Genomic DNA, 23,002 nt, shown 5'->3' with positions numbered 1-23,002 from the left:
AGAAGACGGCGCCTAGGGCCGGTCCGACCCCGACCCGTCGGACCGGCCCTGGCCGTCCGCTGCGTTCCGCCGCCATTCGCTGAGATACGCGTCGACCTGCCCGCGGTCATAGCCCCGCCTCGTCAACTCGAAGCCGGCATGGTCCGCGGGCGGGTCGCCGGCCGCGAGCCGTTCGAGGTAGGCATCCACCTGGCCGCGGTCATAGCCGCGGCGCACGAGCGCGAATCCGAATCGGTTCGTCAGGCCGTCATCCCTGCGCGAGGAGAACATCGGCAAGCCCCCTGCCTTTCGTCGCGGTGTGCATCAGCGGTGTGCATCACCGGCCGTCACGGTGTGGATCACCGGAGGTGACGCTACTCCTGCGGCAGACGCTTCCGCGCCCGGGTCGCCTCCGCCGTCCGCCCGGAGCACCCTGGAGACATCATCCGAAGCCGTGAACCGAGCTGTGAGGTGCCAGATGAGCACGCTCGAAGAACACGTAGACATCGGCGCTCCCGTCGACAAGACCTGGGACTGCCTGCACCGGGTGGACAGCATTCCGCAGTATGTGGACGGTGTGCGCGAGGCCCATCTGGAGGGCAAACGGACCCATCTGGATCTCGAGGCGGGCGGCCCGACCAGGGAACTCGACCTCGAGATCACCGACCGCACCACGGAGAAGGTCATGTCATGGCAGACCACGGGCGGCCCTGACCTGGCCGGTTCCGTCTCGCTGCTGCCGATCGACCGCGGGCACACCCGCGTCCAGGCCCGGTTCGAATACGACCCGGGCACCATCAAGGACGACTTCGGCGGGCCGAAGGGGTTCGCCCAGGCCGCGGCGATCGAACGGGGGCTGCGCAGCGACCTCCAGCAGTTCAAGTCGCTGGTGGAACACGAGAAATGAGGGGACCTGGCCGGTAGCGGTGATGTGGTCACCCTGAGTGAGGGGAGCCGGAGTCCGGCTCGTCCCGCACCGCCACCTGCGCGGGCCGCAGCAGCCGGTCGCCGACCCGGTACCCCGGCCGGATGACCTCCCCGCAGACGGCGCGTTCCGGGGCCGGGACCGCGGCGGGACCGCCCGCATCGTCGTCGGCGGGCGTATAGGTGACGGCCTCGTGGAGGTTCGGGTCGAAGGGCGCGCCCGAAGTGCCGACGGACTCCAGCCCCAGGGCCGCCAGTTCCGCCTCCAGCGCCTCCGCCACGCGCCGGAATCCGCCCGTCAGCTCGCCCTGTTCGGCCGCCTCGGCGACGGCGTCGAGCACGGGCAGCAGCCGCTCCAGCACATTGGCGACGGCGATCTCCCCGACCGCCCGGCGGTCGCGGTGCACCCGCTTGCGGTAGTTGTCGTACTCGGCCTTGAGCCGTTGCAGATCGGCGGTGCGCTCGTGCAGCTCGGCGCGGAGCGCGGCGTTGGGTGCCACCGACTGCACGGCGGCGGGTTCGCGGCCCGAGGGCGCGCCGCGCTCCGTATCGCCGCTCTTCCTGCCCCGGGGGGTGCGCGCCGGGAGGACGGCGGGACTGTCGTCCGGCCGGTCCGGGACGAGCGACAGCGGTGGGCGGGGCAGGCCCCGGAGGCCGGTCGGAGGGTTGGTCCGGCGGGTCATCGTCCGCTTCCCCCCTCCCGGTCGTCGTCGACGATCTCCGCGTCGACGACGTCGTCCTCGGCCTTGGCCTGCTCACCGGCAGCGGCGCCCTCGCCGCCGCCGGCGGCCTGCGCGGCCTGGGCCTCCGCGTACATGGCCTGGCCGAGCTTCTGGCTGACGGCCGCGAGTTTCTCCGTGGCGGTGCGGATCTCGGCGGTGTTGTCGCCCTCGGCGGACTCGCCCTTGAGCTTCTCCTTCAGCTCCCCGGCGGCCGTCTCCACCTCCGTCCTCGTCTCGGCAGGCACCTTGTCCTCGTTGTCCTTGAGGAACTTCTCGGTCTGGTAGACCAGCTGCTCGGCCTGGTTGCGGACCTCCGCGCTCTCCCGGCGTCGGCGGTCCTCCTCGGCGTGCTTCTCGGCTTCCTGGACCATCCGGTCGATGTCGTCCTTCGGCAGCGAGGAGCCGCCGGTGACGGTCATCTTCTGCTCCTTGCCGGTGCCGAGGTCCTTGGCGGTGACGTGCATGATCCCGTTGGCGTCGATGTCGAAGGACACCTCGATCTGCGGGACCCCACGCGGGGCCGGCGGCAGACCGGTCAGCTCGAACATCCCGAGCTTCTTGTTGTACGCCGCGATCTCGCGCTCGCCCTGGAACACCTGGATCTGCACCGACGGCTGGTTGTCCTCGGCGGTGGTGAAGATCTCCGACCGCTTGGTGGGAATGGTGGTGTTGCGCTCGATCAGCTTGGTCATGATGCCGCCCTTGGTCTCGATACCGAGGGACAGCGGGGTGACGTCCAGCAGGAGGACGTCCTTGACCTCGCCCTTGAGCACACCCGCCTGGAGCGTGGCACCGATCGCGACGACCTCGTCGGGGTTGACGCCCTTGTGCGGGTCCTTGCCGGTCAGCTCCTTGACCAGCTCGGTCACCGCCGGCATCCGGGTGGAGCCGCCGACCAGGATCACATTGTTGATGTCGGAGACCTTGATCCCCGCATCCTTGACGGCGTTGTGGAACGGCGCCTTGCACCGGTCCAGAAGATCGCTGGTCAGCTGCTCGAACTGGGCCCGCGTCAGCTTTTCGTCCATGTGCAGCGGCCCGTCCGGCGAGGCGCTCAGATAGGGCAGGTTGATCGTGGTCTCGGTCGCCGCCGACAGTTCGATCTTCGCCTTCTCGGCGGCCTCGCGCAGCCGTTGGGTGGCCATCTTGTCCTGGGTCAGATCGATCCCGTAGGCGTTCTTGAACTGCTTGGCCAGATGGTCCACGACGCGCTGGTCCCAGTCGTCGCCGCCGAGGTGGGTGTCGCCGTTGGTGGCCTTCACCTCGACGACGCCGTCGCCGATCTCCAGCAGCGAGACGTCGAAGGTGCCGCCGCCGAGGTCGAAGACGAGAATCGTCTGGTCGTGCTCCTTGTCCAGGCCGTACGCCAGCGCCGCGGCGGTCGGTTCGTTGACGATCCGCAGCACCTTCAGGCCCGCGATCTCGCCGGCCTCCTTGGTCGCGGTGCGCTGGGAGTCGTTGAAGTACGCCGGTACGGTGACGACGGCGTCGGTCACGTCCTCGCCCAGGTACTGCTCGGCGTCGCGCTTGAGCTTCTGCAGCACGCGTGCGGAGATCTCCTGCGCGGTGTAGCGCTTGCCGTCGATATCGCCCTTCTCCGGGAACCGCCACTGGGCGTCCCCCATATGGCGTTTGACCGACCGTGCGGTGCGCTCGACGTTGGTCACGGCCTGACGCTTGGCGATCTCGCCGACCAGGACTTCGCCGCCCTTGGCGAACCCGACCACCGACGGTGTGGTCCGGGCGCCCTCGGCGTTGGTGATCACGGTGGGCTCACCGCCCTCCATCACGCTGACCACCGAGTTCGTCGTACCGAGGTCAATACCCACTGCGCGTGCCATGGTCCTCTCCTCACCTTGCGGCCCCGCCCGCTCCCGGAGCGGTCGCCGACGCGGGGCAGCGGCGGCTGCGTTGTACGGTCCGCTGAACAGGCCCTCTCACCTGCCGGTACGGAGAGCAAGCCACCTACACCATGTGCATAAATCGTGCCCCGGTTCCTGTCAAGATGCTCCGAATTCGTGGCAAATGGGCCGTATGGCAGGGGCCCGCCGTCATCGCCCCCTCGCCCATCGGTATTGGTGTTCCGGCCGCCCGGTGTCCCCGTATTTCAGGGTCAGGGTGATGTGCCCGGTGCGTTCGAGGTGCTTGAGATAGCGCTGGGCCGTGGAGCGGCTGACGCCGGCGCGGGCGGCCACCTCGTGGGCGGACAGGGGGTGGGCGGCCCCGCCGAGGATCTGCCGGACGAGGTCCACGGTGGCCGCCGAGTGGCCCTTGGGAAGCTCCGTGTACGGGGCCTCGGCGGCCCGCAGGGCGCCGAAGATGCGGTCCACCTGCTCCTGGCCGGCCTCGCCCCGCCCGCCGACGCCCGCGACGGTACGGCGCAGCGCGGCATAGCCCTCCAGCTTGGCCCGCAGCCCGGAATAGCCGAACGGTTTGACCAGGTACTGCAACGCGCCGCAGCGCATCGCGTCCCGGACGGTGGCCACATCGCGGGCCGCCGTCACCATGATCACGTCGGCGTGGTGGCCCAGCTGGCGCAGCCGCCGTACCAGGGTCAGACCGGTCTCGTCCGGCAGGTAGTGGTCGAGCAGCACCAGGTCGACATGGGTGCGCTCCAGGGCCGCCAGCGCCTGGGCGGCGGTATGGGCCCGGCCGGTGACGCGGAAGCCGGGGACCTGGGCCACATAGGCGGCGTTGATCTCGGCGACATGGAAGTCGTCGTCCACGACCAGAACGTCGATCACGGAAACGTCGTTCATGAGTCCTCTCTCGGTCAGCGTGGTTCGCCGGCGGCGGTGAGCCGGGCATCCGCCGTGGCGGCGGCGCCCGGACCGTGCGGGGAGTCGGCCCGGGCGAGGGCCTCGGGCAGGACGACGGTGAAGACCGCGCCGCCGCCCGCGCGGGCGGTCACCCGGGCCGTCCCGCCGTACCGTTCGGCGAGCCGGCGCACCAGCGCGAGGCCGATGCCCCGCCCGCGGTGCGCGGCCGCGGGCCCGGCGGCCTTGGTGGACCAGCCCTCGGCGAAGATCCGCTCGCGCAGCGCGGGCGGCACACCGGGGCCGGTGTCGGCGACCCGCAGGACGGCCGTGCTGCCCTCGGCCCGCAGCTCCACCTCGACGAACGGCTCGGCGGGCGGCCTGCCGAGCGGCCCGGCGCCCGGCCCCGTACCCGGCTCGGCACCCGGCTCGGCGAACGGCCCGGCGGGCGCGGCCGACCGGTGCGCCGCGACGGCGTCCAGCGCATTGTCGAGAAGATTGCCCAGCACGGTCACCAGATCGCGGGGATCGACCACCGCATCGGGCAGCAGCGTCGCGGCCGACACCCGCAGCGGCACCCCGCGTTCGGCCGCGATGGCGGCCTTGCCGACGAGAAGGGCGGACAGCAGCGGATCGTGCACCCGCTCGGCGATCTCCTCCGCGGACGCCCGGTGGGCGCCGGACACCTCGGCCACAAACGCCACGGCCCTCTCGTACCGGCCCAGCTCCAGCAGCCCGCGCAGCGTGTGCAGCTGGTTGGCATGCTCGTGGTCCTGCGCGCGCAGCGCATCCAACAGGCCCTGGGTGCTGTCCAGTTCGCGCCCGAGCAGCTCCAGCTCGGTACGGTCGCGCAGGGTCACCACCGCCCCGCCGTCCCGCGTCGGCACCCGGTTGGCGACCAGCACCCGCCCGCCGCTGACGGCCAGCAGATCCGCCCCGGACACCCGCCCCGACAGCACCTCCGCCGTCCGGCCCGGCGCCAGCACCTCGCCCGGCGTCCGTCCGGCGGCCGCTGCCGCATCGAGGCCCAGCAGCCGGGCGGCCTCGTCGTTGACCAGCCGGATCCTGCCGTACCGGTCACAGGCCACCACCCCCTCGCGGATGCCGTGCAGCATCGCCTCGCGCTCCTCCAGCAGCGCGGAGATATCGGCGAACGCGACACCGTGCGTACGCCGCCGCAGGCTCCGCGAGACGGCGAGCGTGGCCAGGACGCCGACGGCCAGCGCCGCGCCCGCATACCGCAGCAGCCCCGGGATGCTGCCGAGCAGCCGCCCCCGCACGCTGTCGTACGCGATACCGACCGACACCGCGCCCACGATCCGCCCGCGCCCGTCCCGCAGCGGCACCTTGGCGCGGGCCGACCGCCCCAGCGTGCCGGTGTCGATCTGCCGGACCTCGCGCCCGGCGAGCGGACGGCTGGGGTCGGTGGAGACATGCCGCCCGATCTCGGCGGGGTTCGGATGCGACCAGCGCACGCCGCGGGTGTCCATCACCACGATGTACAGCGCCCCGGTCGCCGTACGGATCCGCTCCGCGTCCGCCTGCACCGGCCCGCGCGGATCCGGCCCCGTGGCCACCAGCTCCCGCGCCAGATCCGGATCGGCCGCCGTGGTCTGGGCGATCGACTGCGCCCGCCGCATCGCCTGGTCGTCCAGCGCCGTGCCGAGCGGGGCCAGGAACAGGCCGGTGGCCAGGACCATCACTCCCGTGGTGATGACCACCTGCGCGGTCAGGACCTGCGCGAAGATCCGGCGGGGCCGACGCATCCGCATCCCTGCCTCCCTCGTTTCCCGGTATCACCGCGCCGCTCCGGCCCGCCGCGCCCCGCGGAAGCGAATCTTCCGTATGACGGCGCGATGACCGCACGGTAAGCCGTCGGTGAGCGGTTGCCCACCCCTCGGTCACGCTTCGGTCGTTCTAGCGTGAGCAAAACGAGCACAACAGTGCTTGCGCGCAGAAAGGCGGCTTGCGCCCACAAGGCTGCCGCCCCCGGCCCCCTCGCTCCTAACGTCCCGGCCCATGAACAGCCACCACATCCCCGCGATCGAACTGCGGGGAGCGAGCAAGGCGTTCCGGACCCCCTCCGGCGCGCTGCACACCGCCGTCCGCGATCTCGACCTGGTCGTCGAACGCGGCGAGTTCGTCGCCGTCGTCGGGCCCACCGGATGCGGCAAATCCACCTCGCTGACGCTGATCAGCGGCCTGGAGGAGCCCACCTCCGGTGACGTCCTGGTCGGCGGCGAGCCGGTCCGCGGCATCGGCGACCGGACCGGTTTCGTCTTCCAGCAGGACGCGGTCTTCCCCTGGCGCACCGTCCTGTCGAACGTGATGGCCGGGCCCCGTTTCCGCGGCGTACCCAAGGCCGAGGCCAGGGAGCGGGCGCGCGAATGGCTCGCCCGCGTCGGGCTGGCGTCCTTCGAGGACCGCTATCCGCACCAGCTCTCCGGCGGTCAGCGCAAACGCGTCGCCCTCGCCGCGACCTTCGTCAACGACCCCGAACTCCTGCTCATGGACGAGCCGTTCTCGGCCCTCGACGTCCAGACCCGGGCGCTGATGTCGGACGAACTCCTGGACCTGTGGTCGGACACCGGCGCCTCGGTCGTCTTCGTCACCCACGACCTGGAGGAGTCGATCGCCCTCGCCGACAAGGTGGTGGTGATGACCGCCGGCCCGGCGACCGTCAAGGAGGTCTTCGCCGTCGACCTGCCGCGCCCGCGCCGGGTCGAAGAGGTCCGGCTGGAGCCCCGGTTCGTGGAGATCTACCGGGAGATCTGGTCCTCGCTCGGTGAAGAGGTACGGATCACCCGTGAAAGGGGCGCCGCCCATGCCGCATGAGTCCGTGGTCCTCGGCGCCCCCGCCGCCGTCCGTACCGACCGCACCCGGGCCAGGGCGCGCGCCGCCCGCAACCGCACCCTCCTCGTCCACGGCACCCGGGTTCTGCTCCTCGTCGGCCTCCTCGCCCTGTGGGAAGGGCTGGCCCGCGCCGCCGTCATCGACCCGTTCAACTTCTCGATGCCCTCGAAGATCTGGGACCAGATCACCCAGTGGGCGCTCAACGGCACGCCGCAGGGCTCCCTGTGGGAGCAGGTCTGGTACACGCTCTACGAGGCGCTCCTCGGCTGGATCATCGGCGTCATCGGCGGTGTGGTGCTGGGCATCGCCCTCGGCCGGATCCGGTTCCTGGCCGAGGTGCTCGGCCCGTACATCAAGGTCCTCAACGCGCTGCCGCGGATCGTCCTCGCGCCGATCTTCCTCATCTGGTTCGGCCTCGGCCCGGCCTCCAAGGTCGCCTCCGCCGTCGTCCTCGTCTTCTTCCCGGTCTTCTTCAACGCCTTCCAGGGCGCCCGGGAGGTCGACCGCAACCTGGTCGCCAACTCCCGGATCCTCGGCGCGAGCAACCGCCAGGTCACCCTCCAGGTGGTGGTCCCCTCCGCCACCTCCTGGATCTTCACCAGCCTGCACGTCAGCTTCGGCTTCGCCCTGATCGGCGCGATCGTCGGCGAGTACATCGGCGCCACCAAGGGCCTGGGCCTGCTGGTCTCCGCCTCGCAGGGCACGTTCAACGCGGCCGGTGTCTACGCCGCCATGGCGATCCTCGCCGTCGTCGCCCTGCTCGCCGAGGGCCTGCTCGCCTTCCTCGAAAGGCGCCTCTTCCGCTGGAAGCCCGCCGACACCTCCGCCGACCGCTGAACGCCCGCCCCCGACCCCCAAGGACGTGATCATGCGCACCCCGCTCAAGCTGTCGGCCGCCGCTGCCGCCACACTGCTCGCCCTCACCACCCTGACCGCCTGCGGCGGCGGTTCGTCCGGCGCCGACGCCAAGGACGGCAGCATCAAGATCATGGTGGGCGGCCTCGACAAGGTCATCTACCTCCCGGCCAGACTCACCCAGCAGCTCGGCTACTTCAAGGACGAGGGCCTCGACGTCACCCTCCTCACCGAACCCGCCGGCGTCCAGGCCACCACCTCCCTCGTCTCCGGCGATGTCCAGGGCGTCGTCGGCTTCTACGACCACACCCTCGACCTTCAGGCCAAGGGCAAGCAGGTGGAATCGGTGGTACAGCTCGCGCACGCCCCCGGCGAGGTCGAGGTCGTCTCCCGCAAGGCGGCCGGCGACCTGACCTCACCCAAGGACTTCAAGGGCAAGAAACTCGGCGTCACCGGCCTCGGCTCGTCCACCGACTTCCTCACCAAATACCTCGCGGTCAAGAACGGCGTCCCGACGAATTCCTTCACCCCGGTGGCGGTCGGCGCCGGCCAGACCTTCCTCTCCGCCCTCCAACAGGGTTCCATCCAGGGCGGAATGACGACCGACCCCACCGTCGCGCAGATCGTGAACAAGAACCTCGGCAAGGTCCTGATCGACATGCGCACCCCCGAGGGCTCCCGGCAGGCGCTCGGCGGCCCGTACCCCTCCTCCAGCCTCTATATGAACACCGACTGGGTGAACAGCCACAAGGAGACGGTCCAGAAACTCACCAACGCGTTGGTGCGGACCCTCAAGTGGATGTCCACCCACACCCCCGAACAGATCGCGGCCAAAATGCCCGCCGACTACGCCCAGGGCGGTAAGCAGCTGTACGCCCAGGCCATCAAGGACACCCTGCCGATGTTCACCAAGGACGGCGTGATGCCGGCGGACGGGCCCGCCACCGTCGAACGCGTCCTGAAGTCCTTCAACCCGAATCTGAAGAACGCGACGGTGGATCTGAAGAAGACCTACACGACGGAATTCGCCAAGAAGGCGCACTGAACGGAAGGCCCCTGCCGGAGGGCTTCCGCCCTGCCGCTCAGATCCCCAGCGGCAGGGCCGGATCCGTTCCGTTCAGATAGTGGTCGCCGATATCGCGGAGGCTGTGGGTGGGGGAGCCCTGGGCGGTCAGGACGCGTGCATTGCGCCAGAACCGGTCGAAGCCGGGACCGTCGGTGGGGGAGTCGGTGCCGCCCGTGAGTTCCATGATGCGGGTGGTGATCTGGAGGGCGGACGCGCCGGTGACGGCCTCGGCCGCGGCGACCAGTACGGCGATGTCGGCGCGCTGGTCGACGCCGAGTTCCTGGCCCAGGAGCAGCCCCCGTGCCAGGGCCTCCGTCGCCGGTTCGACGACCGCCGCGGCGGTGTGGGCGGCGGTCACCAACTCCCCGTAGGCGAGCAGGAGATAGGGATCCCGGCCCGGACGGTCCGGGTAGCCGCCGTCGTCCGCGGCCGCGCCGGACCAGCCGCGCGGCGTGGCCCGGCTGACGTCCCGCGCCTCGGCCAGTGCGCCTTCGGCGGCGCCCAGGGCGACATGGGCCAGCGCCAGCCGCAACGCCAACGGGGCGAGCGAGGCGAAGGGGGACAGGGCGTGCTCGTCGCGGGGGACGGTGCCCAGTACCTCGTCCCCGGGAATCCGTACGCCGTCGAACCCGATGTCGCCCGCTCCGGCCAGCCGCTGCCCGAGCCGGTCGTGCGCCGGGACGGCCGCTACGGCGGGGTGGGCCGGGTCCACGGACACGATCAGCGCGTCGCCGGTCTCGCCGCAGCGCGCGCCGAGGACGAGGCGGTCGGCGACGGTCACACCCGTGGCCAGGCTCTTGTGCCCGGTGAGGAGGTATCCGCCGGGGGCGGGCGTGAGGGTGAGATCGGCGTCCGTCGGGCAGGCCGGCTCCGGCTCGGGGAGGTCGGTGGTGCCGGCCCAGAGCCACTGCCCCTCGGCCGAGAGCCGTTCGAGGCGTTCCGCGCGCTCCGGGGTGCCGAAGAAGCGGGGGGACCAGGACAGGACGTAGTGCCGGGCGAGGAGTTCGGCGATGGAGCTGTCGGCCGCCGCGATCTCACGGAGGACCGCACAGGCCGTACGCCAGTCACTGCCCCTGCCCAGGGGGCCGGCGGGCAGCAGCAGGGCCGGCAGACCGGCCTCGCGCAGACGCGAGAGCTCGTCGAAGGGAGGCTTGCCCGCCCGGTCACGGGCGAGCGCGTCGACGGCGAGGTCGTCGGCGAGTTCCCGGGTGACGCGTAGCCAGATGCCGTCCTCCGCCGCCGCGATGGGCGACGCCGGGGCGGGGCGGGCTGCGGACTTTTTCGGCATGGCGCCGTTCACCGTCCTGTCGGGTGAGGTGAGCCGGCGGTCACCGCGGCTTCCCTAGTTTTCCCACTGGATTAGTAGGGATTAAGCATGCGTGCGGACTCCGGGAGGAGCAAGAGGTGTTCAAGGGGTGGACAGTTGGGGTCGCAATCCGGACGCGGGGTCCGGGGCCGCGTCTCTACGGGTTCGTCCAGGAGGCCGGGTCCTCGCTCAGCGCGGACACCAGGGCGGGCAGCTCCGCGGCGGCGACATCCGCCAGCGACACACCGTCGAGGATCTGCCGCACGTTGGCCCGCAGCGCGATCCACAGGGGGAGCAGCGATTCGGCGGGCCCGCTGTACGACAGCTCCGGCGGGCGGACGCCGCGTACCGACACCAGCGGTCCGTCCACGACGCGGATGACGTCCGCGATGCTGATGCTCTCCGGGGGCTTGGCCAGCCGGTAGCCGCCGTTGCCGCCGCGCTGGCTGAGCACGAGCCCGCCGCGGCGCATGTCGTTGAGGATGCCTTCGAGGAATTTGTGCGGAATCTCCTGAGCGTCCGCAATGGCCTCCGCCTTGAGCGGCCCCGCATCCCGGGCGTCAGCGAGTTGCAGCGCGGCTCGCACCGCATAGTCCGCTCTGGCTGAAATCCGCATGGGGGCATTATCCCGCAGGGGCGCGTGCGGTGGTCGGGTGCGCGCTCTTGACGCCGCTCGACGGCGGCTCGACACTCGGGGCGGGAACCTAGTGAACGGGTGGGAATTCATGGGGCGTACGGTGCCGGACACCGACCGCGCGATCCGCGCGGCCCGGCCCTTTCCCCTGCTCACCGCGCTTCCCCTCGCGATGTCGCGCCCGCCGCTGACGTCCCTTCCGCTGCTCACCTCGCGACGGCATATCGACCTTCTGCGGGTGTGCAGCGCGGCAAGTTCCGCTTCCTCGGTCGCGTGAGGCGGTAGCGGGGCGGCTCGCCGTTGGCCCGGCGTCGGCTCGGGTGCCGATACCGACGGCCCCTTCTGCCGGTTCTGGGCGCCGTGCCGTGCCGTGCCCTGCCGGTTGCGGCCGTGTCGCCCAGTGTTCCCGCCTCCCCCGTGCCGGTCCCCGCCATACGCAGCCCCAGGCGTCCTCACCCCGACCGCCTTCACCCGTCCCGACCCCAGGGAGCCCACATGACCGCCACCTCCGCTGCGACCGCCATGTCTCCCACCCCCCACAGCACCGCCGTCCCCCCGCTCCGCGGCCGGATCGGCGGTGACCCGCGCAGCGGCCACTACGCCGTGCCGCACCGCTACCGCCTCCACCTCTCGCCCGCCTGTCCGGACTGCCTGCGGATCGCCATCACCCACAGCCTCCTGGAGCTCGGCGACACCCTCCCGGTGACGTTGCTGCCCGCCGTCCCCGACAGCCCGGACGGTGAATACGCCGCGCTGCGGCCGCTGTACGAGGCCAGCTCGCACCAGCACCCCGGACCGGCCGCGGCGCCGGCGCTGAGCGACGGATGGACGGGGCGGATCGTCAGCACCCACGCTCCCGACATCGCGCGTGACCTGGCCGAGCGGTTCGGCGAGCGTGGCCCGGTGCTGTATCCGTGCCGTGCCCGCAACGCCCTTGAGGAGATCGGCCGACTCTGCGCGTACGGCATCCACGAGGCCGCGCAGAACGCCGGCCGGCTGGGCGCGGACAGCCCGGGGTACGAGACGGCGCTGGGTACCCTGCTCGGCGCGCTGGACTCGCTCGAACGGCGACTGGCCGACAAGGACCACGTACTGGGCGGCGAACTCACCTCGGCCGACGTCGAGTTGTGGGTGGCTCTGGTCCAGCTCGACACCGTGCACCGCTGGCATCTGGACGCCGCGGCGGTGCACCGTATCGCCGGCCACCGGCGGCTGTGGTCCTACGCCCGCCGCCTGGCCGCGCACCCCGCCTTCGGCGCCCACCTCGATCTCGACGGCATCGCGCGCCGCCATCACGCCCGTTGCCGTGGGCAGGAGGCCGCCGGGGCGGCGGTGCAGATCGTGGACTGGACGGCGGCGCGCCGGTCGGGGCCGGTTGCGCCCAGCTTCGGCTGAGGGGAGGGGGACGGGGCGCGGGGCGGGCCTCCTCGGCTCGCCCCGCCCTGCCTTCTCTGCCCAAGTGTCGGCCTCCCGTTGCCGACCACGCACCAGCATCGCCCCGTTCCGCAGTGTCACCCCCGGCACGCTCGGGATGCGCAGGTCACGACCAGGATCACTCTAGAAATATGGGCGAACAATTCCGCATGCGCACTCGGTCCCCCTCGCCGGTCACCCCAAGGGCCGTCATGCCCGGGGAACGGCCTGGTCAGGCGCCCGGATCGGTTCCCCCTACCCCGAACGCGCCGATGAAGAGGTGATGCACGGATGAATCAGGGGACCAAGGCCATGCTCGCTGCCGCACTCGCCGGTGGCTACGTTTTGGGCCGTACGAAAAAGGGTCGGCTCGCCCTCACCGTCGCGTCGTATCTCGCCGGCCGCGAATTCGGGCTCCAGCCGCGGCAGATCGTAGCGGAAGCTGTCCGGAGGGTCAGCGAGATCCCCCAGGTCACCGAGCTGGTGGACCAGTTGCGCGGCGAGGTCATGGACGCCGGCCGCGAGGCCCTCGCGGCCGCCGCGAACCACCAGCTCGACGCGCTCGCCGATTCGCTCCACGACCGGACCCTCCAGCTGGAGAGCGGCGGGGGAGAGGCGGATGAGGAGCCGGAGGGGGAATACGAGGAGGAGCCGGAGGAAGAGGAAGAGGAATACCCGGAAGACGAATACCCGGAAGACGAATACGAGGAAGAGGAAGAAGAGGAACCCGAGGAAGAGGAACTCGAAGAGGAGGAAGCCGAGGAGGCGGAGGAAGAAGAGCCGAGGGAGCGGCCCCGCCGTCGCGCCGTGCGTGCGACGAGGAAGGCGGCCGGCGCGGAACGGCGCGGTGGACGACGCCCGTCAGCCACGAGGCCCACCGCCACCGGCAGGAAGGCCACCTCTGGGCGGAAGGCCCCGGCGAAGAAGGCGTCAGCCCAAGAGGCCCCGGACGAGAAGACGACAGCCAAGAAGGCCACCACGAAGAAAGGGACGGCCAAGAAATCGTCCGCCAAGAAGACGGCTGCCAAGGGGACGACGGCCAAGAAAGCCCCGCCAAGTAGGAAGTCCGCGAAGAAGGCGTCCGCGAAGAAGACGGCTGCCAAGAAGTCCGCCCCTGCCAAGAAAACCGCCCCCGCCAAGAAGGCCGCGGCGAAGAAGGCCACCCCCAAGAAGGCCACGAAAAGCACGGCAGGGAAGACCACCGCGAAGAAAGCCACCCCCAAGAAATCCCCGGCCAAGCGAGCCACCGCCAAGAGGGCTCCGGCCAAGAAGGCGCCCGCACGGAAGAAAGCGGCACCCTCGAAGAAGGCAGCCACGACGAAGCGGACGACTGCCAAGAAGTCATCATCACGCGCCGATCGTCGGAGGTAGCCGGTCATGGCCAAGACGGAAAGGGAAAACGGCGGCGCAGGAGACTCGGGTATCGATCGACTGCGTGACGAGTTCGGAAACTATGTGAACGCCTGGGTGGGGAACCTGGCCGAAAAGGCCGGCGACAAACTGGTGGATGTGACGGACCAGCTCACCGATATCGCCGAGAACGGCGGTTCGCTGGCCCAGATCGGTTCCGGCATCCTCCAAGGCGACTCCCCGATCAAGGCCGCGATCACCGGGAAGGCCAAGGAGGTCAAGGACAACGTCCTCGGCAAGGCCAAGGAAGCCCTCGGCGGTGGGTCGGGAGGCAAGGCGGGCAGTACGAAGGTCACCAACATCATCGAGTTCATCGATGTCGGTGTGCCCCTGCGCACTGCCTACGACCACTGGACCCAGTTCGAGAAATTCAGCAGCTTCACCAAGGGCGTACGCAGCGTCTCGCAGAGCGATGACGTGACCAGCGACTGGAAAGCAAAGGTCGGCCCGTCGAGCAGAAGCTGGAAGGCGACCGTCCAGGAGCAGATACCCGACGAACGCATCATGTGGACCTCGGAAGGCGCCAAGGGGACGACCCGGGGCGCCGTCAGTTTCCATGAACTGGCACCCGGTCTCACCCGTATCGTGCTGGTCGTCGAATACTACGCCTCCGGATTCTTCGAGAAGACCGCCAATATCTGGCGAGCCCAGGGCCGCCGGTTGCGGCTGGATTTCAAACACTTCCAGCGTTACGTCACCCTCACCGACGAGGAACCGGAAGGCTGGCGCGGGGAAATACGTGACGGGGAGGTCGTGCGCACCCACGAAGAGGCCATAGAAGCCGAGGAAGAAGAGGCGGACGAAGAAGAGGGCGAGGAAGAAGACGAAGAAGGCGGAGAAGACGGAGAAGGCGGCGACCGCGAGGAGTACGCCGACGAGGACGAGGAATACGACGCGGACTACGAGGACGATGAGCAGGAATCCGGGGCCGACGAAGACCGCTATGAGGATGAAGAAGAGGAGGAAGACGAAGACGAAGGCGAAGACCGTGATGAGGACGAAGGGAAATGACGGCGGCGTCCCCTCATGCAGGCAGTAACTCCCGCCGTACGCAGCGGAGTTCGGCCTCGGGAGGGCTTCAGCGCCCTGTGTTCGCCCGCTGACGTGATGTGATCTGGCGTGATCTGGCGTGACGCGGCGTGGCGTGGGCTCGCGCACGGTGTCGTGCAGCCCGCACGCCCTCTTCATCCCGATAAGTTCCTTCGTGTGCCGTATACCATGGAGTGGCGCCTCTTGAAGGTGGCGCGGGCAGCATGTCGTCTCCGATTCCGGAGCGAGAACATGGCCGCAGGTGACAAGGGCGAGACGGAGCGAATCCGGCGCCCGTCCAAGAAGAAGACTGCCAAGAAGACCGTTACGAAGACCGCCACAACGACGGCTCCCAAGGCTGCCGACACAACTGCCGCGCAGGACGGCGTGAAGCGTGCTGCCCGCCGTATTTCGGCCCCGCACGCCATGCGGAACGCGGCCGAGCAGCTCCAGGAGCTGTTGGGGCGCGCCCCCGAGTCCGTTTCCTCGGTGAAACCGACGGACGACGGCTGGCAGGCGGACGTCGAAGTCCTGGAGCTGGAGCGCATTCCGGAGACCACCAGCGTCATGGCGAGCTACCGGGTGACGCTCGACGAGGAAGGCGGACTGGTGGCGTACGAGCGCACCCGTCGCTACACCCGAGGGCAGATAGACCGTAATCCCTAGGGGAGACGGCAACGTGAAGCGCCGTTCGCCGGATGCACGAGGCGGCCGTCCCGGAACGGGGACGAGTCGGCGAAGGGAGGCACCGTGACTGTGGTGCCGCAAGGCGGAGGAACCCTCTCGAGGACCGGCGGGCCCGGCCAGGGGAACCTCTATGACGTTCTCGATCTGATTTTGGACCGTGGCCTGGTCATCGATGTCTTTGCGCGGATATCGCTGGTGGGCATCGAACTTCTCAAGGTCGACGCCCGCATCGTCGTGGCGAGCGTCGACACCTATCTCCGCTTCGCCGAGGCGTGCAACCGCCTCGATCTGGAGGCCGGCAAGAAGAAGCCGCAGGAGCTGACGGACATCGTCGGCGAGGTCACCAAGGGTGGAGCGGAGAGCAAGACCAAGGGGGCCCTCCAGGGGGCCGCGGAGGCGGTGTCCGACGCCATCAAAGGCGGTGGCGAGGGCGGTCGCGAGGAATCCGGCGAGGACGAGGAGGAGGGCGAGCACGGGAAGGAGCGGGAGCGGGTGCATCGGGCACGGCGGAAGGAGCCCGCGGAGCGGCGGGAACGGCCGTCCCGTCGGGCGACCCGGCAACGCGAGGAATGAGCCCGCAGGGAGCGAGCCTGTAAGGAACGAGCCCGTAAGGGCTGACTCCGAAAGGAATGAGCCATGGCCGTGTATGTCTACTCCGTTGTGGCGGCCGATCATCCGCAGCGGCTGGACGACGTCCACGGGGTGGGTGACCCGCCGGTCGCCCTCCGTACGGTGCGCGTCGGGAAGCTGTCCGCAGTCGTGAGCGACGGCCCGGAGGACCTTCGGCCCAAACGCCGGGATCTCGCCGCCCACCAGGCCGTACAGGAGCATCTGATGGCCGACGGTACGGTCCTGCCGATGCAGTTCGGTTTCCTCGCCGCCGACGACGACGCCGTACGGCAGGTGCTGGAGGACCGCGCCGACGACTTCGCCGAGCGGCTGCGGGCGTTGGAGGGCTGCGCCGAATACCGCCTCAAGGCGGCGCAGGACGAGGAGGCGCTGCTGCGCCAGATCCTGCGCGAGTCGGACGAGGCGCGCGGCCTCAACGACGAGATCAGAAGCGGCCGCAACAGTCCGGAACTGCCGCTCGCCCTCGGCGAACTGGTCGCACAGGAGGTACAGGCCCGCCAGGCCCGGCTGGCCGCCGAACTGGTCGACGTCCTGCGCGAACACGCCCGTGACGAGCGGGCGGCGCAGGCGACCGGGGAGGACTTCCTGAGTGTGTCCTTCCTGGTGGACCGGGACCACGAGGCACGCTTCCTGAGCGCCGAACGCGGCCTCGCCGACGAACTCGGCGAGGACTTCGACCTCCGGCTGCAGGGCCCGCTCCCCGCGTACAGCTTTGTCTAGCCCCTTTGACCAGCCCTGATCCCCTGATCCCGATCCCCTGATCCCACGATCCCCCAAGGAGCCCCTCATGGGCCTGCTGTCACAGATCGCCACCCTGCCGCTGGCGCCCGTGCGCGGTGTGGCCTGGGTCGTGGAGCGCGTCGTCCAGGCCGCGGAGAACGAGTACTACGACCCCGAGCCCATCGAACGGGCCCTGGCCGAGCTGGAACGGGCGCTCCTGGCAGGGGAGATCGACGAGGAGACCTTCGACCGGCGGGAGGACGAGCTGCTGGACCGGCTGGAGGAGATACGGGCGCATGCCGGCGGGGCCGGACCGGACGCGCCCCACTGACGGACAGGACATCGGCGCGACACGCTGACACACAGAAATCGAGGTGGACAGGCCGTGACCGAACCCGCAGCCAGGAGGCTCGGCGACTACCCGTCCAGGGCTGCCGCACCGTACGGCCAGGGCACATCGGCCAATCTCGCCGACATCCTGGAGCGCGTCCTGGACAAAGGCATCGTCATCGCCGGCGACATCCAGATCAACCTCCTGGACATCGAACTGCTCACCATCAAACTGCGCCTGCTCATCGCCTCGGTGGACAAGGCGAAGGAGATGGGGATCGACTGGTGGGAGCACGATCCTGCGCTGTCCTCCCGCGCCGACGGCCACCGTTCGCTGGCCGAGGAGAACAAACGGCTGCGCGCCGAGATCGCCGCCCTGCACGAGGCGGGCGCCGGCGCCCTGCCCACGGCCGAGGACGAGGCCGAGACCGAGGACGAGGCGGCGGCCGTGAAGAAGCGCGCCGCCCGTTCCGGCAGGAAGCGGCGCGAGGAGCGTGAACGATGACCGAGCCGACCGCTCAGGATGCCCTCACCTATGCCTACGGAGTGGCCCGGGACGCCCACGAGGCGTTGGCCGACGCGCTCGCCGGGCTCCGCGGCGTGGCGGACGCGCCGGTCCACCTGGTGCGCGGGGGAGCGAACCGTGACGTGGTGGTCGCGGTGAGCCCGGTGCCCGCCCGGGACTTCGAGGAAGCCGCACTGCATGTGCACCTGGAGGACCTGGACTGGCTGGAATCGGTCGCGCGCGCCCATCACCGGGTGATCGAGGCGCTGGCCGTGCACACCACGGTGCTGCCGCTGCGGCTGGCGACCGTCTATCTGGACGACGACCGGGTACGGCACATGCTCGACGCCCGCCGGGAGGCGTTCGCCGAGCGCCTGTCGGCCCTGGCGGGGCACGAGGAATGGGGCGTCAAGATCTACGTCGAGACGCCCGCGACGACCGAAGCCCGGCCCGAACCGGCCGGCCCGGCCCCGGACCCCGGCCTGAGCCCCGGCCGCGCCTATCTCAGCCGGCGCCGCGCGCAGCACCGGGTGCGCGAGGACGCGTACCAGGAGGCCGAACGGGCCGCCGAGCGCGTCGAGGCCGCGGCCCGCGACCATGCGGTCGACCGCGTCCAGCACCGCCCGCAGCAGGGCGAACTCGCGCAGGGGCCCGGCGAGAACGTCGTCAACGACGCCTATCTCGTGCCGCTGGAACACGCGGCGGACTTCGGTGCCGCCGTACGGAGCGCCGCCGACGGCCTCCCCGGGATCCGGGTGGACGTCACCGGCCCCTGGGCGCCGTACTCCTTCATCGCGACCACGCGCGACGAGCCGTCGCCCGATGAGCCGTCGCAGGGCGGGCAGCCGCAGGGAGCCGCGCCATGACGGCGGCCGAGGGGCGCCTGCCGGAGGTGAGCCCGCCAGCGGGGCTCCCGGCGGCGGACCGGCCGCTCCCGGAAACGCCGTTCCCGGACCGGCCGCTCCCCGACCGGCAGATAGCGCTGATCGATCTGCTGGACCGGTTGCTCGCCGGGGGCGTGGTCGTCACCGGCGACGTCGTCCTCTCCATCGCCGATATCGACCTCGTACGCATCTCTCTGCGCGCACTGATCGCCTCGATCAGTGAACGGACCCTCTCACCGTGGGCGACCGCACCGCCCGCTCCCGCTGCCCACCCAGACGGCCATGACCTGCCCGTCTCCGAGCGCCATGCCCCCCGCCGGCCGCCGCCCGGTTGACCGCTTCACCGAAGTCGCCGACGCGGCCACCCGCGCCTACCGCCGGCTGCCCGCGGCGGCCCGGACCGACCCGCCCCCGGCCGTCACCGGGCCCCGCGGCGCCGCGCAGCGCATCAACACCGGGCCCGACACCGTCGAACGGGATCTGGTCAAACTCGTCCTCACCCTCGTCGAGCTGCTCCGCCAGCTCATGGAACGCCAGGCCCTGCACCGCCTCGACGCCGGAGACCTCACCGAGGAGCAGGAGGAACACCTGGGATCGACGCTGATGATCCTCCACGACCGCATGATCGAACTCTGCGCCCGATACGACCTCTCCCTCAAGGACCTCAATCTGGATCTCGGTCCGCTGGGCACCTTGCTGCCGCCGTCCGACTGAGCGCAGCGCGCCGCTCGTGCGGTGGTGAGAGCGTTCTGGTGAGACAATTCAACCGGAATCCCCACGGTCCTACCGAAGCCTCTTAGGGAGCGCGATATGGGCATCGGAGAGAAGGCCAGGAACTTCGGCAAAATCGCCGAAGGAAAGACCAAGGAAAAGCTCGGCCACGCCCTCGGCAACGAACATATGCAGTGGAAGGGCACGGCCGAGAAGATCAAGGGCAAGATGAAGCACGCGGCGGAAAAGGCCAGGGATACGCTGAAGCACTGACGCGCCGGCCGGGCCGTCGGCTTCGGAACCGCCGCTGCGCACGCGCCCAACGGGGCGGCGCCCAGGTGGCCTTCACCGGGCGCCGCCCCGCCGGCCGTGGGCCGGTCCTGCCGCTACGGCAGACCTCGCTGACCGGCCACGATCTTCCGTACCGCCAGCAGGAACCGCTGGACCGTCGCCACCTCCGGGGCGCTGAAGGTCTCCAGCGCCCCGACGATCTGCCCGATCAGCGGCCCGAAGAACAACTCCCCCAGGGCGACCGCCCGTTCGTCGACCTCCAGCAGCACCCGGCGCCGGTCCCGGGTGTCCCGTACGCGCCGCACATGCCCGAGCCTCTCCAGTCGGTCGACCAGGGCCGTGGTCCCGGCGGAGTTCAGACCGAGCTCGGCTCCGAGGCGGCCCGGAGTCGCGGGGGTTCCCGACCGTGCCGCGTCCAGCAGCCAGATCAGGGCGCGCAGGTCCGTCGGATGCAGCCCGTTGCGCTGCGCGAACTCGGCGCCGAGCAGGTCGAGTTCAACGGTGACGGCGCGCAGCTGATGCACCACCTGGAGCCCGGGCGCCGCCTCTTTCGCCTCACTCATGCCGTCGTCCCTCCAGGTCGTCCACCCAGCTCGTCCACCCGGGCATAGTATCTCGCTCAACGAGATACTTGCTCGGCGATATACCCACAGGGGGACTCCCGTGACCGACGCCGCCCGGACCCGCTTTCTCGCCGCCTACGACGCGGTCCTCGACCGCTGGCCGCTGCCCGTCGACCGCGTGGAGCTCGTCTCGCCCTACGGCATGACCAGGGTCAACGCCTGGGGCCCCGAAGGCGACGGAGTGCCCTTGGTGCTGCTGCACGGCGGCGACGCCACCTCGCCGGTCTGGTACGCCAATGCGGCCGGGCTGGGCCGTACGCGGCGCGTCCACGCCGTCGACCGGATCGGCGGGCCGGGGCGCAGCCGGCGCGGCGACCGGCCGTTGCGCTCCGTCGGCGATCTTCATGACTGGCTGGACGGTGTCCTGGACGGCGTACTCGACGGTCTGCGGCCGGGGCCGGGGCCGGGTTCGGGTTCGGGTGCCGGTTCGGCCGCCGGGCCCGTGGATCTGTGCGGGCACTCGTACGGCGCCTGGATCGCCCTCACCTATGCGCTGCGCGCCCCGCAACGCGTCCGCAGGCTCGTCCTCCTGGACCCCACCCAGTGCTTCGCCGGCTACCGGAGTGGATATCTGCTGCGCGCCCTTCCGATGCTCCTGCGGCCCACCGCGGAGCGGGCGCGCGCCTTCCTCGCCTGGGAGACGGGCGGTGCGCACGTCGATCCCGCATGGCGCGAACTGTACGGTCTTGCCGCCGAGTTCCCGGGAACCAAGACCATCGTGGGCAGACGGCCACGCCCCCGACGGCTGCGCGAGTCGACCGTGCCGACGCTGGTGCTGCTCGCCGCGGCCAGCCGGGCGCACGACGTCCGCCGCGTCGAGGCGGCCGCGCGTCGCCATGTGCCACATGTCGAGACGGCCATGGTCCCGGGCCTTTCACACCACGGCATCCCATTCCTTCATGCGGCCGAAATCGACCGCCTGATCATGCAATTCCTGGAGAAATAACGGCCGTGACCACGCCCTACCAATAATGCCTGCGGCCACGGACCGCGTGCCCCATCGCACCGAGGAGCCACAGGATCGCACCAATGACGGCGAGCACGATTCCGATGGTCCACAGGATGGCTATGCCCGTCAGAAACCCGATGATGAGGAGGATGATTCCGAGAATTATCACCATGCACTCCGATCCACATACCCGCCCCCTTTCCACTGTCGTACCGGGCCACCGCCACGGCAATCGGTGAACGGTGAACGAGGCGACGGGCCGGGTCATGGGTACGTCGTGTCACCCTCTGCCTCCGGTGTGCACCCGCCCACGCACGTGTGCGCACACACCCCCCGCATCAGACGGCGTCGCTCGGAATGTCCTCGTAGCGCCTGCGGAGTTCGGCGAGGACCGGGTGGTCGGGGTCCAGGGGCTGGTCGTCGATGGCCGAGAGGGGGCGCACGCCGATCGCCGTGTTGGTGGCGAAGGCGGTGCGCAGGGTCGGCAGGTCGGCGGGGGTGACGGGGCGGGTCCCTGACGGGTGTACGTCCTGGAGGAGGCGCATGGTGACTCCCGGGAGCACGCGCGCCTGCGGCCAGATGACACGGTCGCGGTCGTCGATGAATCCGACGTTCCAGGTGCCGCCCTCGGAGAAGGCGCCGGTCCCCGGCTCCGTGAACAGCGCATCGTCGAATCCGGCCCGTTGTGCGGCGCGCCGGACGGCCAGTTGCCCGAACAGTCCGACGTGTTTCACCTCGGGCAGGTCCCGCTGATACGCCCTCGTGGCGACGCGCAGGGGCGGGCAGGAGCGGGGAACGGGACGGCAGGTGGCCAGCAGGTGCGGCTGCGCGTCGGCCCCGGGCGATGCGACTCCCAGCTGCGGATCGAAGACCGTCACCCGGACCACGTACGACCCGGTCTGCCCGGAAGCCGCTTGGCGGATGGCCTCGCGGATCCGGGCACGGTCCAGCTCCGCGTCGAAGACCGTCCGGCAGTCGTGGACCAGGCGATCGAGGTGCAGCGGCAGCCCCTTGGTGCGTCCGTCGTCGACGCGGAGTGACGTGAAATGGCCGAAGTTGGTCAGGGCGAGCGCCTTGAGATCGGCGAGGGAGAGCGGGGCGCCGTCGAGGTGGTCCATTGCCTCAGTCTGGCATCGGCCCCCGCCGCACCCGCGCCCGGCGGGACCGCAGGGCATTTTGCCGGTGAAGGGATCTTCCCGCATGATGATTGTTCCGCCGTGTGCGGAGTGGAAAGGCGGGTGGAAGGGCCGAGAAGGCATCACACCAACCCGCAACCCCAAACCCGTGGATCCCCAGCCCCATTCATCCCCCAACCCCATTCCTTTGGGTAAGGAAACCCCCCTCATGATCTTCATCACCGTGAAATTCACCGTCCGCCCCGAGCAGAGCGACAACTGGCTCGCTCTCGTGGACGACTTCACCCAGGCCACGCGCCGCGAGCCGGGAAACCTGTTCTTCGAATGGTCCCGGAGTGTGACGGACCCGCATCAGTTCGTGCTGGTCGAGGCGTTCCGCGATGGTGAGGCGGGCAAGGAGCACGTGGAGTCCGAGCACTTCAAGGCCGCGATGGAGGACATGTCGTACGCGGTCGCCGGCCGGCCGCAGATCGTCAGCACCGAGATTCCCGGTATGGACGGCTGGGGCGAGATGGGGGAGATCACTCCCCGCGAGCCGAAGTAGGCAGCACCCGTTCGGCCGCGGGAATACGTGGCAACTCCCGCTCG

Annotated in this window: 29 protein-coding genes; 19 read left to right on the top strand and 10 right to left on the bottom strand. The window is 70.3% G+C overall.

What is annotated here, in order from left to right:
• Positions 1–12: 12 nt before the first annotated feature.
• A complete protein-coding gene (locus tag B1H19_RS06905) occupies positions 13–270 on the bottom strand; it encodes a DivIVA domain-containing protein (RefSeq protein WP_083103733.1) in 258 nt (85 codons plus the stop codon).
• 187 nt (positions 271–457) lie between these two features.
• Between B1H19_RS06905 and B1H19_RS06900 the strand changes: the two genes are divergently transcribed.
• On the top strand, positions 458–886 hold the full coding sequence (locus B1H19_RS06900) for an SRPBCC family protein (protein WP_083103732.1): 429 nt from the start codon (positions 458–460) through the stop codon (positions 884–886).
• 28 nt (positions 887–914) lie between these two features.
• Here the strand turns inward: B1H19_RS06900 and grpE are convergent, their stop codons facing one another.
• The 4 genes from grpE to B1H19_RS06880 form a co-directional block, all read right to left on the bottom strand.
• Positions 915–1,586 (bottom strand): nucleotide exchange factor GrpE, encoded by a 672-nt coding sequence (gene grpE, locus B1H19_RS06895; RefSeq protein ID WP_083103731.1) that lies wholly within the window; start codon positions 1,584–1,586, stop codon positions 915–917.
• Entirely contained in the window at positions 1,583–3,466 is a 1,884-nt protein-coding gene (dnaK, locus tag B1H19_RS06890; RefSeq protein WP_083103730.1) for a molecular chaperone DnaK, read from the bottom strand. The genes grpE and dnaK overlap by 4 nt, the downstream gene beginning before the upstream one ends.
• 210 nt (positions 3,467–3,676) lie before the next feature.
• The gene (locus B1H19_RS06885) at positions 3,677–4,369 is read right to left on the bottom strand and encodes a response regulator (protein ID WP_083109465.1); all 693 of its coding nucleotides are present in this window, start codon (positions 4,367–4,369) and stop codon (positions 3,677–3,679) included.
• A gap of 29 nt (positions 4,370–4,398) precedes the next feature.
• Positions 4,399–6,153 carry a sensor histidine kinase gene (locus B1H19_RS06880; protein WP_083103729.1) on the bottom strand — a complete coding sequence of 585 codons (1,755 nt, stop codon included), beginning with the start codon at positions 6,151–6,153 and terminating at the stop codon, positions 4,399–4,401.
• Between the two features lie 247 nt (positions 6,154–6,400).
• Here B1H19_RS06880 and B1H19_RS06875 point away from each other — a divergent pair, with 247 nt between their 5' ends.
• The 3 genes from B1H19_RS06875 to B1H19_RS06865 are packed head-to-tail and all read left to right on the top strand — an operon-like array spanning position 6,401 to position 9,135.
• On the top strand, positions 6,401–7,216 hold the full coding sequence (locus B1H19_RS06875) for an ABC transporter ATP-binding protein (protein WP_083103728.1): 816 nt from the start codon (positions 6,401–6,403) through the stop codon (positions 7,214–7,216).
• Positions 7,206–8,072, top strand: coding sequence for an ABC transporter permease (locus B1H19_RS06870; RefSeq protein WP_083103727.1), 867 nt, complete (start codon positions 7,206–7,208; stop codon positions 8,070–8,072). Before B1H19_RS06875 ends, B1H19_RS06870 begins: the two co-directional genes overlap by 11 nt.
• 31 nt (positions 8,073–8,103) lie before the next feature.
• The gene (locus B1H19_RS06865) at positions 8,104–9,135 is read left to right on the top strand and encodes an ABC transporter substrate-binding protein (protein WP_083103726.1); all 1,032 of its coding nucleotides are present in this window, start codon (positions 8,104–8,106) and stop codon (positions 9,133–9,135) included.
• Between the two features lie 37 nt (positions 9,136–9,172).
• Here B1H19_RS06865 and B1H19_RS06860 read toward each other — a convergent pair whose 3' ends face one another.
• Both B1H19_RS06860 and B1H19_RS06855 read right to left on the bottom strand, forming a co-directional pair.
• Complete coding sequence (locus tag B1H19_RS06860; protein WP_083103725.1) at positions 9,173–10,444, bottom strand: acyl-CoA dehydrogenase family protein; 1,272 nt, start codon at positions 10,442–10,444, stop codon at positions 9,173–9,175.
• Positions 10,445–10,619: 175 nt separating this feature from the next.
• Entirely contained in the window at positions 10,620–11,078 is a 459-nt protein-coding gene (locus tag B1H19_RS06855) for an RrF2 family transcriptional regulator (RefSeq protein ID WP_083103724.1), read from the bottom strand.
• A 109-nt stretch (positions 11,079–11,187) separates the two neighbouring features.
• On the opposite strand from B1H19_RS06855, the gene B1H19_RS06850 reads away from it, so the two are divergent.
• From B1H19_RS06850 to B1H19_RS06790, 13 genes are all read left to right on the top strand, one after another.
• Positions 11,188–11,373, top strand: coding sequence for a hypothetical protein (locus B1H19_RS06850; RefSeq protein WP_159028023.1), 186 nt, complete (start codon positions 11,188–11,190; stop codon positions 11,371–11,373).
• 218 nt (positions 11,374–11,591) lie between these two features.
• A complete protein-coding gene (locus tag B1H19_RS06845; RefSeq protein WP_083103722.1) occupies positions 11,592–12,491 on the top strand; it encodes a glutathione S-transferase C-terminal domain-containing protein in 900 nt (299 codons plus the stop codon).
• Between the two features lie 309 nt (positions 12,492–12,800).
• Positions 12,801–13,880, top strand: a complete 1,080-nt coding sequence (locus tag B1H19_RS38595; protein WP_159028022.1) for a histone protein — start codon at positions 12,801–12,803, stop codon at positions 13,878–13,880.
• A gap of 6 nt (positions 13,881–13,886) precedes the next feature.
• Complete coding sequence (locus tag B1H19_RS06835) at positions 13,887–14,930, top strand: SRPBCC family protein (RefSeq protein ID WP_083103721.1); 1,044 nt, start codon at positions 13,887–13,889, stop codon at positions 14,928–14,930.
• A 270-nt stretch (positions 14,931–15,200) separates the two neighbouring features.
• The gene (locus B1H19_RS06830; protein ID WP_083103720.1) at positions 15,201–15,614 is read left to right on the top strand and encodes a gas vesicle protein GvpO; all 414 of its coding nucleotides are present in this window, start codon (positions 15,201–15,203) and stop codon (positions 15,612–15,614) included.
• Between the two features lie 84 nt (positions 15,615–15,698).
• Positions 15,699–16,208: a gas vesicle structural protein GvpA gene (locus B1H19_RS06825; RefSeq protein ID WP_083103719.1), complete on the top strand. Its 510-nt coding sequence runs from the start codon at positions 15,699–15,701 to the stop codon at positions 16,206–16,208.
• A gap of 63 nt (positions 16,209–16,271) precedes the next feature.
• Entirely contained in the window at positions 16,272–16,985 is a 714-nt protein-coding gene (locus tag B1H19_RS06820) for a GvpL/GvpF family gas vesicle protein (RefSeq protein ID WP_083103718.1), read from the top strand.
• A gap of 67 nt (positions 16,986–17,052) precedes the next feature.
• On the top strand, positions 17,053–17,316 hold the full coding sequence (locus B1H19_RS06815; RefSeq protein WP_083103717.1) for a gas vesicle protein GvpG: 264 nt from the start codon (positions 17,053–17,055) through the stop codon (positions 17,314–17,316).
• 54 nt (positions 17,317–17,370) lie between these two features.
• Positions 17,371–17,820, top strand: a complete 450-nt coding sequence (locus B1H19_RS06810) for a gas vesicle protein (RefSeq protein ID WP_083103716.1) — start codon at positions 17,371–17,373, stop codon at positions 17,818–17,820.
• The gene (locus B1H19_RS06805) at positions 17,817–18,686 is read left to right on the top strand and encodes a GvpL/GvpF family gas vesicle protein (RefSeq protein ID WP_083103715.1); all 870 of its coding nucleotides are present in this window, start codon (positions 17,817–17,819) and stop codon (positions 18,684–18,686) included. Before B1H19_RS06810 ends, B1H19_RS06805 begins: the two co-directional genes overlap by 4 nt.
• Complete coding sequence (locus B1H19_RS06800; protein ID WP_083103714.1) at positions 18,683–19,039, top strand: gas vesicle protein; 357 nt, start codon at positions 18,683–18,685, stop codon at positions 19,037–19,039. The genes B1H19_RS06805 and B1H19_RS06800 overlap by 4 nt, the downstream gene beginning before the upstream one ends.
• Entirely contained in the window at positions 19,011–19,418 is a 408-nt protein-coding gene (locus tag B1H19_RS06795; RefSeq protein ID WP_237289179.1) for a gas vesicle protein K, read from the top strand. Before B1H19_RS06800 ends, B1H19_RS06795 begins: the two co-directional genes overlap by 29 nt.
• A gap of 96 nt (positions 19,419–19,514) precedes the next feature.
• Positions 19,515–19,688: a CsbD family protein gene (locus B1H19_RS06790; protein ID WP_083103712.1), complete on the top strand. Its 174-nt coding sequence runs from the start codon at positions 19,515–19,517 to the stop codon at positions 19,686–19,688.
• A 113-nt stretch (positions 19,689–19,801) separates the two neighbouring features.
• Here the strand turns inward: B1H19_RS06790 and B1H19_RS06785 are convergent, their stop codons facing one another.
• Positions 19,802–20,269, bottom strand: a complete 468-nt coding sequence (locus B1H19_RS06785; protein ID WP_083103711.1) for a MarR family transcriptional regulator — start codon at positions 20,267–20,269, stop codon at positions 19,802–19,804.
• A gap of 100 nt (positions 20,270–20,369) precedes the next feature.
• On the opposite strand from B1H19_RS06785, the gene B1H19_RS06780 reads away from it, so the two are divergent.
• A complete protein-coding gene (locus B1H19_RS06780) occupies positions 20,370–21,275 on the top strand; it encodes an alpha/beta fold hydrolase (RefSeq protein WP_237289177.1) in 906 nt (301 codons plus the stop codon).
• 16 nt (positions 21,276–21,291) lie between these two features.
• Here B1H19_RS06780 and B1H19_RS38590 read toward each other — a convergent pair whose 3' ends face one another.
• Both B1H19_RS38590 and B1H19_RS06775 read right to left on the bottom strand, forming a co-directional pair.
• Positions 21,292–21,447 carry a DUF6131 family protein gene (locus B1H19_RS38590; RefSeq protein ID WP_237289770.1) on the bottom strand — a complete coding sequence of 52 codons (156 nt, stop codon included), beginning with the start codon at positions 21,445–21,447 and terminating at the stop codon, positions 21,292–21,294.
• Positions 21,448–21,616: 169 nt separating this feature from the next.
• A complete protein-coding gene (locus B1H19_RS06775) occupies positions 21,617–22,396 on the bottom strand; it encodes an aminotransferase class IV (RefSeq protein WP_083103709.1) in 780 nt (259 codons plus the stop codon).
• 226 nt (positions 22,397–22,622) lie between these two features.
• On the opposite strand from B1H19_RS06775, the gene B1H19_RS06770 reads away from it, so the two are divergent.
• Positions 22,623–22,958: a putative quinol monooxygenase gene (locus tag B1H19_RS06770; protein WP_083103708.1), complete on the top strand. Its 336-nt coding sequence runs from the start codon at positions 22,623–22,625 to the stop codon at positions 22,956–22,958.
• Positions 22,959–23,002 lie beyond the last annotated feature (44 nt).

Source organism: Streptomyces gilvosporeus (genome assembly GCF_002082195.1).
GTDB classification, from domain to species: Bacteria; Actinomycetota; Actinomycetes; order Streptomycetales; family Streptomycetaceae; genus Streptomyces; species Streptomyces gilvosporeus.
The sequence above is the reverse complement of the archived record's forward strand: the minus strand, read 5'-3'. Positions and strand labels throughout refer to the sequence as shown.